Consider the following 8010-nt stretch of genomic DNA (forward strand, 5'->3'; position numbering starts at 1 on the left):
CCCGACCGGACGCGCCGATTATCCATAGCGTCCGGTGATATAGTCCTTGGTCCGCTCCTGGCGCGGATTGGTGAAGATTTCCGAGGTTACGCCATATTCGACCAGTGTGCCCAGATGAAAGAACGCGGTGCGCTGTGAAACGCGCGCGGCCTGCTGCATGTTGTGCGTGACGATCACGATTGCGTATTTGCCGCGCAGCTCGTGGATCAGTTCCTCGATCTTGGCGGTGGCGATGGGGTCGAGCGCGCTGCACGGCTCGTCCATCAGGATGACTTCGGGATCGACCGCAATCGCCCGCGCGATGCACAGCCGCTGCTGCTGACCACCCGAAAGTGCGGTGCCCGAATCGGTCAACCGGTCCTTGACCTCGCTCCACAGGCCCGCGCGCGTCAGCGACTGCTCGACGATCCGGTCCAGATCACCCTTGCCGGACGCCAGCCCATGGATGCGCGGGCCATAGGCGACATTTTCATAGATCGACTTGGGGAACGGGTTGGGCTTCTGAAACACCATGCCCACGCGCGCGCGCAGCTGCACCACATCCATCGACGCGGCATAGATATCCTCGCCGTCCAGCCGGATATCGCCGTCGACACGGGCCGACGCGACGGTATCGTTCATCCGGTTGAGCGTCCGCAGAAATGTTGACTTGCCGCAGCCGGACGGGCCGATGAATGCGGTCACATTCTCCATGTCGACATCGATCGACACATCGTCGATCGCCTGTTTCTGCCCGTAAAAGACATTGACGTTGCGGGCCGACATTTTCGGCGACGTGTTCGGAACGGGGTTCAGCATTACCAGCGGGTCTCGAAACGGTTGCGAAGATAGATTGCCAGCGCGTTCATCGCGAGCAGGAATATCAGCAGCACGATGATCGCCGCCGATGTTTTCTCGACAAAGCCGCGGCTGACCTGGTCGGACCACAGGAAAATCTGCACCGGCAACACGGTTGCCGCATCGGTCAGATCCTCTGGCGGGGTGGCGATGAAGGCGCGCATCCCGATCATCAACAGCGGTGCGGTTTCCCCCAGCGCGCGGGCCATACCGATGATCGTGCCGGTCAGGATGCCGGGCAGCGCCAACGGCAGGACGTGGTGGAAAACCACCTGCACCCTGCTGGCCCCGACGCCCAGCGCCGCGTCGCGGATCGAGGGCGGCACCGCCTTGATCGCGTTGCGCCCGGCGATCACGATCACCGGCATAATCATCAGCGCCAGCGTCAAACCGCCGACCACCGGGGCCGAGCGCGGCATGTTGAACGTGCCCAGAAACACCGCCAGTCCCAGCAGGCCAAAAATAATCGACGGCACCGCCGCCAGATTGTTGATCGACACTTCGATCAGGTCGGTCCAGCGATTGCGAGGCGCATATTCCTCAAGATAGATGGCCGACAGCACGCCGATCGGAAAGGCGAGGCCCAGCGTCACGGCCATGGTCAGCAGCGAGCCTTTCAGCGCGCCCCAGATGCCCGCGCCCGAAGGGTCGGTCGAATCGGCGCCGGCCAGGAACGTCCAGTTGAACCCGCTGGTCAGCGCGCCGCCGCGTTCGAGCGCGGCGACCATCGCCTCCGCCTCGGCCCCCGCATCGTCGGTCGAAGCTTCATGCACATCGGCCGATGCCGGCACGGTGATCGTGGTGCGGCGCGACAGCATGTCGGGATCGCGCTTGATCGCTTCGCGCACCGAGACCCACGCGCTTTCGGCGATCACCCGCTCGCCATCCTCGCCAAAGGCCTGAACGGCGGCCGCGCCGACGGCGTTTTGCAGCCCGGCGCCCGCCAGCGCCAGGTCGGCGCCCGCGCGGCCCAACTGCGCCGGTTCGACATCCAGCGCGATCGCCGGAAAATCGAGCGGCAGGCGAATCTCGGTCCGACTGAATCCGGCGATGCCGTTCGACATCATCGTCCACAACAGGAACGCCAGAAAGGCGCCCGACAGGCTGACCGCCGCCAGGCCGAGCAGCCGGAAGCGGCGTTCGGCGGCATAGCGGCGGCGGATGCGGCGCTGCATCGCGGCGGCGCCCCAGTCGGTCGGCTGGCGGTCTGCGATCTTATTCATAGGCTTCGCGATATTTCTTCACCACGCGCAGCGCGACGATGTTGAGCAGGAAGGTGATGACGAACAGCGTCAGGCCCAGCGCAAACGCCGCCAGCGTCTTGGGGCTGTTGAACTCCGCCTCGCCCGTCAGCAGGTCGACGATCTGCTTGGTCACGGTGGTCGCGCTGTCGAACGGATTGAGGCTGATCGTCGCGGCACCCGATGCCGCCATCACGACGATCATCGTCTCGCCAATGGCGCGGCTGACCGCCAGCAGGATGCCCGCGACCACGCCGGGCAGTGCTGCGGGCAGCAACACGCGGCTGATCGTCTCCGACCGGGTCGCGCCCATCGCCAGGCTGCCGTCGCGCATCGAACCGGGCACCGCGGCCAGCGCGTCATCGGCCATCGAACTGACGAACGGAATAATCATCACGCCCATCACCAGCCCCGCCGCCAGCGCGCTTTCCGAACTGGCATAGGGCAGGCCGATCGCCACCGCGAACTGACGGATCGCCGGTCCCACGGTCAGCGCGGCGAAATAGCCGTAAACGACGGTCGGCACGCCCGCCAGGATTTCGAGGATCGGCTTCATCCAGCTTCGCACGACGGGCGCGGCATATTGGGTCAGATAGATCGCGCTCATCAGACCGAACGGGATCGCGACCACCATGGCGATGACCGCGCCGATGAAGAAGGTGCCCCAGAACAGCGGCACCGCGCCCAGATCGGCACCGGGATCGCTGGCGCTGATGACCTGTGGCGACCAATGCGAGCCGAACAGGAAATCGGTGATCGGCACGATGGAAAAGAAGCGCGCGCTTTCGACCAGCAGCGACAGGAAAATGCCCAGCGTCGTCAGGATCGCGATCAGCGAGGCGACCAGCAGAATCAGCATCACCCCGCGTTCGACCCGCCAGCGCGCACGAAACGCGGGTGCGATGCGGCTGAAAGCGTAAGCGCCACCGGCAAAGGCCAGCGCCAGCGCGATTGCCGTGCCGATCCAGGCATAGCGTGTCAGGTAGATGCGATAGACCGGCGCCAGCGTTTCAGCCAGCGGATTGAACGCGCCGAGCGTGGGGTTGTTCGCGATGGCGCGCGCTTCGGACAGGATCGCCGAACGCTCGAACGCGAAGTCGGGCAGGGACGCGGCCTGAGCGCTGGCCAGCACGCCTTCGCGCGCCAACTGCGGGCTGAGCCAGCTCCAGAAGGCGAGGAAGACGAATGCCGGCACCGCGACCCACATCGCCACATACCAGCCATGCTGGCCCGGCAGCGAATGGAGCCGGCCGCCGCCGCCCTGCATCCGGGTCGCGCGGGCGCGGGCAGTCAGCCAGCCGATCAGGGCGAGGCCGATAATGAGAAAGAAAAGAGCCGAACCGGTCATCGCGCCTTATTCCAGCCCCGCCGGATCGAGCGTCGTGCCGTTCGCAACGACCTGTGCCGCGCGCTGACGATCGGCCTCAGGCGCGGCGATCATGCCCTTGCGGACCAGCGGGCCTTCCGGTCCCCATGCCTCGACATAATCGCCCAGGAACTCGGCCAGACCGGGGACGGGGCGAAGGTGACGCTTCTTCACATAGATATATAGCGGCCGTGCGCCCGGATATTGGCCGCTGGCGATCGTTTCATAGGTCGGCTCGACGCCGTCGATCGGAACGCCGTTCAGGCGATCCTTGTTCTCGTCAAGATAGCTGAAACCGAAAATGCCGATTGCATTGGGATTGGCGTCGAGCTTCTGGACGATGAGGTTATCGTTCTCGCCCGAATCGATATAGGCCGCATCGTCGCGCACGCGGGTGCAGGTCTGCGCGAAGCGGTCGCTGTCGCTTTCCTTCCACGCGGCCGCGCCCGGCACCGTTGCTTCGCACCCTTCCGCGAGGATCAGCTCGGCCAGCGCGTCGCGCGTGCCGCTGGTCGCCGGCGGACCCATCACCTGGATGGGAATGCGGGGCAGCGCGGGATTGACCTGTGACCAGAAACGGAATTGGTTGGGCTGTCCGCCGGGATTGGCGGCGAGCGCGCGATAAATGTCGACCTTGCTCAGCGCGAGCTTGGGGCCACGCGTCGATTCGGCAAAGGCCACGCCGTCCAGCCCGACCTGAACCTCCATGATTTCGGTCACGCCATTGGCGGCGCAGACATCATATTCGGATTTCTTGAGGCGGCGGGATGCATTGAGGATGTCGGGGTGCAGCGGCCCGATGCCGCCGCAGAACTGCTTGATACCCGCGCCCGTGCCGGTCGCCTCGATCACCGGTGCCTTGCGGTCGGGGCGCTTGTTGCGGAATTGTTCGGCCACCGCCGTGGTGAACGGATAGACGGTCGAGGAACCGACGACACGGATCTCCTCGCGCGCGGCGCCGCTCTCGTCACAGGCAGTCAGCGCAAGGGCAATCAACCCCGCGAGGGCAAAAGGTCGCAACATCGAAACAATCCCCCGGATGCTCTGGAAATGGCCCCGCTATGGCCGCTAGCATCGGATCGCCGCCCCTTTGTTGCATTGACGTTTCGGTTTGATGACAACGCCCCCGATCATTTCAAATGACTTAGCCGCAACCGAGCTTGACGATACGCCCCGCGGCGTCGACTTCGACGTTCAGCCGGTCGGGGCGGAAGTCCATCGTCAGCGCCGATCCGCTGACATAGCGGCGCACGTCGCGAGCGCCCGACATCGACTTTGCGCGTTCGATCGTCGCCGGATCGCCATTCTGTCCGACCAGGTCCTGGATCGCGGTCGCGTCGCATTGTGCGCCGGTCTCCGCCGGATCGTTGGCGGGCGACTGCGGTTCATTCATCGGCGCACAGGCCGAACAGGCGAGCAGCGCGACAGGCAGTATTCGGATCATGAAGGGTCCTCCGTTCGGGTCATACGCAGCTTGCCGCCCTTGACCGCAAAGCCAAGCCGGCCTTCGACCAGCGCCAGCGCATCGCGGCCGAATTGTTCGAAACGCCAGCCGGTCAGCACCGCCAGCCCCTCGCGCTGACCCGCCGCCAGCGCCTCCAGGTCGTCGGATCGGGCAAGCAGCCGCGACGCCACGTTGATCTCCTTGGCCCTGATCTTGAGCAGCAGCTTGAGCAGATCGGCGACCAGCGCCCCGTCCTTGCCCACCGAAGGACGGCGATCGTCGCGCGACGGCAATTCGTCGCCCCGCAGCGGCGCCGCGCCGTCCAGCGCCGCCATCAGTCGCCCGCCGATATCATTGCCGCCCCATGTCGCAGACAGGCCGCGCACCTTGGCCAGATCGCCCTGGCGGCGCGGCGGATTGGCGGCGAGGTCGGCGATCGTCTCGTCCTTGACGATACGGCCGCGCGGCAGGTCCTTGCCCTGCGCCTCCAGCTCGCGCCAGCGGGCCAGCGCCTTCAACCGGCCCAGCACGTCGGGCTTGCGGCTGTTGATGCGGATGCGCTGCCATACCTGATCGGGATCGTTGAAATAATTGGACGGGTCGGCCAGCCGCTCCATCTCCTCATCCAGCCACAGCCCGCGTCCGGTGCGGCGCAGCTTGTCGAGCATCCGCGGAAAGATCTTCGACAAATGCGTCACGTCGGCAATCGCATAATCGATCTGCCGCGCATCGAGCGGACGGCGCGACCAGTCGGTAAAGCGCGCGCCCTTGTCGACGGTGATCCCCAGGTAACTGTCGACCAGGTTCGAATAGCCAATCTGTTCGCCCTGACCCAGCGCCATTGCCGCGACCTGGGTGTCGAACAGCGGGTGCGGGGTCTTGCCCGTCAGATTGTAGATGATCTCGATGTCCTGCCCGCCGGCGTGGAAGACCTTGAGCACCTCTTCATTCTCGACCAGCAGGTCGAGCAGCGGCTTCATGTCGATGCCCGGCTGCATCGGATCGATCGCGGCGGCTTCGTTTTCGTCCGCGATCTGGATCAGGCAAAGCTCTGGCCAATAGCTGTTTTCGCGCATGAACTCGGTGTCCACGGCGACGAACGGGGAATTGGACAGGCGCGAGCAGAGATTGGCGAGGGCCGCATTGTCCTCGATCAGACCATGTATGTGCATCGCGGTTCCATAGAACCAAGTGCGCGCCTTGACAAAGAGGGAAGGGGGCGGGATGCGCGGCGACCATCCTGATTTCTGCCGAAGCGAAAGACCAACGATCATGCACGCCTATCGCACGCACCATTGCGGCGCCCTTCGCGACACCGATGTCGGCCAGACCGTTCGCCTGTCGGGCTGGGTCCACAAAAAGCGCGACCATGGCGACCTGGTGTTCGTCGACCTGCGCGACCATTACGGCATCACCCAGATCGTGACCGAGGTCGACGGCCCGGTGTTCGCCGTGATCGAATCGCTCCGCAGCGAATCGGTTGTCACCATTACCGGCACGGTGGTGGCGCGCGCGACAGAGGCGGTGAACCCCAACCTGCCCACCGGCGCCGTCGAAATCCGCGCCACGGAAGCTGTGGTTCAGTCGATGGCGCACGACCTGCCGATGCCCGTCGCCAGCGAGAACGAATATCCCGAGGATGTCCGCCTGCGCTATCGCTTCGTCGATCTGCGTCGCGAAAAGGTCCATGCCAACATCATGCTGCGCGCCGAAGTGATCGCGTCGCTGCGCCGCCGGATGATCGATCAGGGATTCACCGAGTTCCAGACGCCGATCCTGACCGCCTCCTCGCCGGAGGGCGCGCGCGATTATCTGGTGCCCAGCCGCGTGCATCCGGGCAAATTCTATGCGCTGCCCCAGGCGCCGCAGATGTTCAAGCAGCTGCTGATGGTCGCCGGGTTCGACCGCTATTTCCAGATCGCGCCGTGTTTCCGCGACGAAGATGCGCGCGCCGACCGTTCGCCGGGCGAATTCTATCAGCTCGATTTCGAGATGAGCTTCGTGACCCAGGAGGACGTGTTCGCCGCGATCGAACCGGTGCTGCACGGCGTGTTCGAACAGTTCGCCGATTGGCAGGGCAAGGGGCGCACCGTCTCGGCACTGCCGTTCAAGCGCATCCCCTACCGCGAATCGATGCTGAAATACGGCAACGACAAGCCCGACCTTCGCAACCCGATCGAGATCGCCGACGTGACCGACCATTTCCATGGCTCGGGCTTCGGCATCTTCGCCTCGCTGGTCGAGGGCGGCAGCGTGATCCGCGCGATCCCGGCGCCGGGCGCGGGGGCCGGCAGCCGCAAGTTCTTCGATGAGATGAACAACTGGGCGCGGGGCGAAGGCTATTCGGGCCTTGGCTATATCAACATTAAGGACGGTGTGCCCGGCGGCCCGATCGCCAAGAACCATGGCGAGGAAGCGACGGCGAAGCTGATCGCGGCGCTGGGGCTGGGCGAGAATGACGGCGTGTTCTTTGCCGCGGGCAAGGAAGGGCAGGCAGCGAAGCTGGCGGGGCTGGCGCGCACGCGCGTCGCGGAGCAGCTTGGCCTGATCGACGACAAGCGATTCGAGTTCTGCTGGATCGTCGACTTTCCGATGTTCGAATATGACGAGGACGCCAAGAAGGTCGATTTCAGCCACAACCCCTTCTCGATGCCGCAGGGCGAGATGGACGCGCTGCAAACGAAAGACCCGCTCGATATTCTTGCTTACCAATATGATATCGTGTGCAACGGCGTCGAACTGTCGTCGGGCGCGATCCGGAACCACAAGCCGGAAATCATGTACAAGGCGTTCGAGATCGCGGGCTATTCCCAGGCCGAGGTCGATGCCAATTTCGCTGGCATGATAAACGCGTTCAAATGCGGCGCACCGCCGCATGGCGGATCGGCGCCGGGCGTCGACCGGATCGTCATGTTGCTGGCGGACGAGCCGAACATCCGCGAAGTCATCACCTTCCCGATGACGCAGAAGGCGGAAGATCTGATGATGAACGCGCCGTCGGCCGTGACGGCCAAGCAGCTTCGCGAACTGGGCATCCGTATTGTCGAAACGCCGGGCGCGAAACCCGTGACGCCGCCTGCCGAGACGGTCGCGCCGGAATGAGAATACGGCGCCCGCCACCG

7 protein-coding genes are annotated in these 8010 nt (G+C 64.7%); 1 reads left to right on the top strand and 6 read right to left on the bottom strand.

The features are described 5' to 3' along the window. Positions 1-18: 18 nt before the first annotated feature. The 6 genes from pstB to rnd form a co-directional block, all read right to left on the bottom strand. On the bottom strand, positions 19-798 hold the full coding sequence (pstB, locus tag VL973_RS03460; protein WP_325282633.1) for a phosphate ABC transporter ATP-binding protein PstB: 780 nt from the start codon (positions 796-798) through the stop codon (positions 19-21). After that, a complete protein-coding gene (gene pstA / locus VL973_RS03465) occupies positions 798-2060 on the bottom strand; it encodes a phosphate ABC transporter permease PstA (protein ID WP_414712189.1) in 1263 nt (420 codons plus the stop codon). The genes pstB and pstA overlap by 1 nt, the downstream gene beginning before the upstream one ends. Beyond that, positions 2053-3426, bottom strand: a complete 1374-nt coding sequence (gene pstC, locus VL973_RS03470) for a phosphate ABC transporter permease subunit PstC (RefSeq protein WP_325282634.1) — start codon at positions 3424-3426, stop codon at positions 2053-2055. The genes pstA and pstC overlap by 8 nt, the downstream gene beginning before the upstream one ends. 6 nt (positions 3427-3432) lie before the next feature. Next, a complete protein-coding gene (locus VL973_RS03475; RefSeq protein WP_325282635.1) occupies positions 3433-4467 on the bottom strand; it encodes a substrate-binding domain-containing protein in 1035 nt (344 codons plus the stop codon). Positions 4468-4588: 121 nt separating this feature from the next. Further along, the gene (locus VL973_RS03480) at positions 4589-4888 is read right to left on the bottom strand and encodes an I78 family peptidase inhibitor (protein WP_325282636.1); all 300 of its coding nucleotides are present in this window, start codon (positions 4886-4888) and stop codon (positions 4589-4591) included. Next, positions 4885-6060, bottom strand: a complete 1176-nt coding sequence (gene rnd / locus VL973_RS03485) for a ribonuclease D (protein ID WP_325282637.1) — start codon at positions 6058-6060, stop codon at positions 4885-4887. The genes VL973_RS03480 and rnd overlap by 4 nt, the downstream gene beginning before the upstream one ends. A 100-nt stretch (positions 6061-6160) precedes the next feature. Here rnd and aspS point away from each other — a divergent pair, with 100 nt between their 5' ends. Then, the gene (aspS, locus tag VL973_RS03490; protein ID WP_325282638.1) at positions 6161-7990 is read left to right on the top strand and encodes an aspartate--tRNA ligase; all 1830 of its coding nucleotides are present in this window, start codon (positions 6161-6163) and stop codon (positions 7988-7990) included. Positions 7991-8010: the final 20 nt, after the last annotated feature.

It is taken from the genome of Sphingomonas sp. (assembly GCF_035490575.1).
GTDB lineage: Bacteria > Pseudomonadota > Alphaproteobacteria > Sphingomonadales > Sphingomonadaceae > Sphingomonas.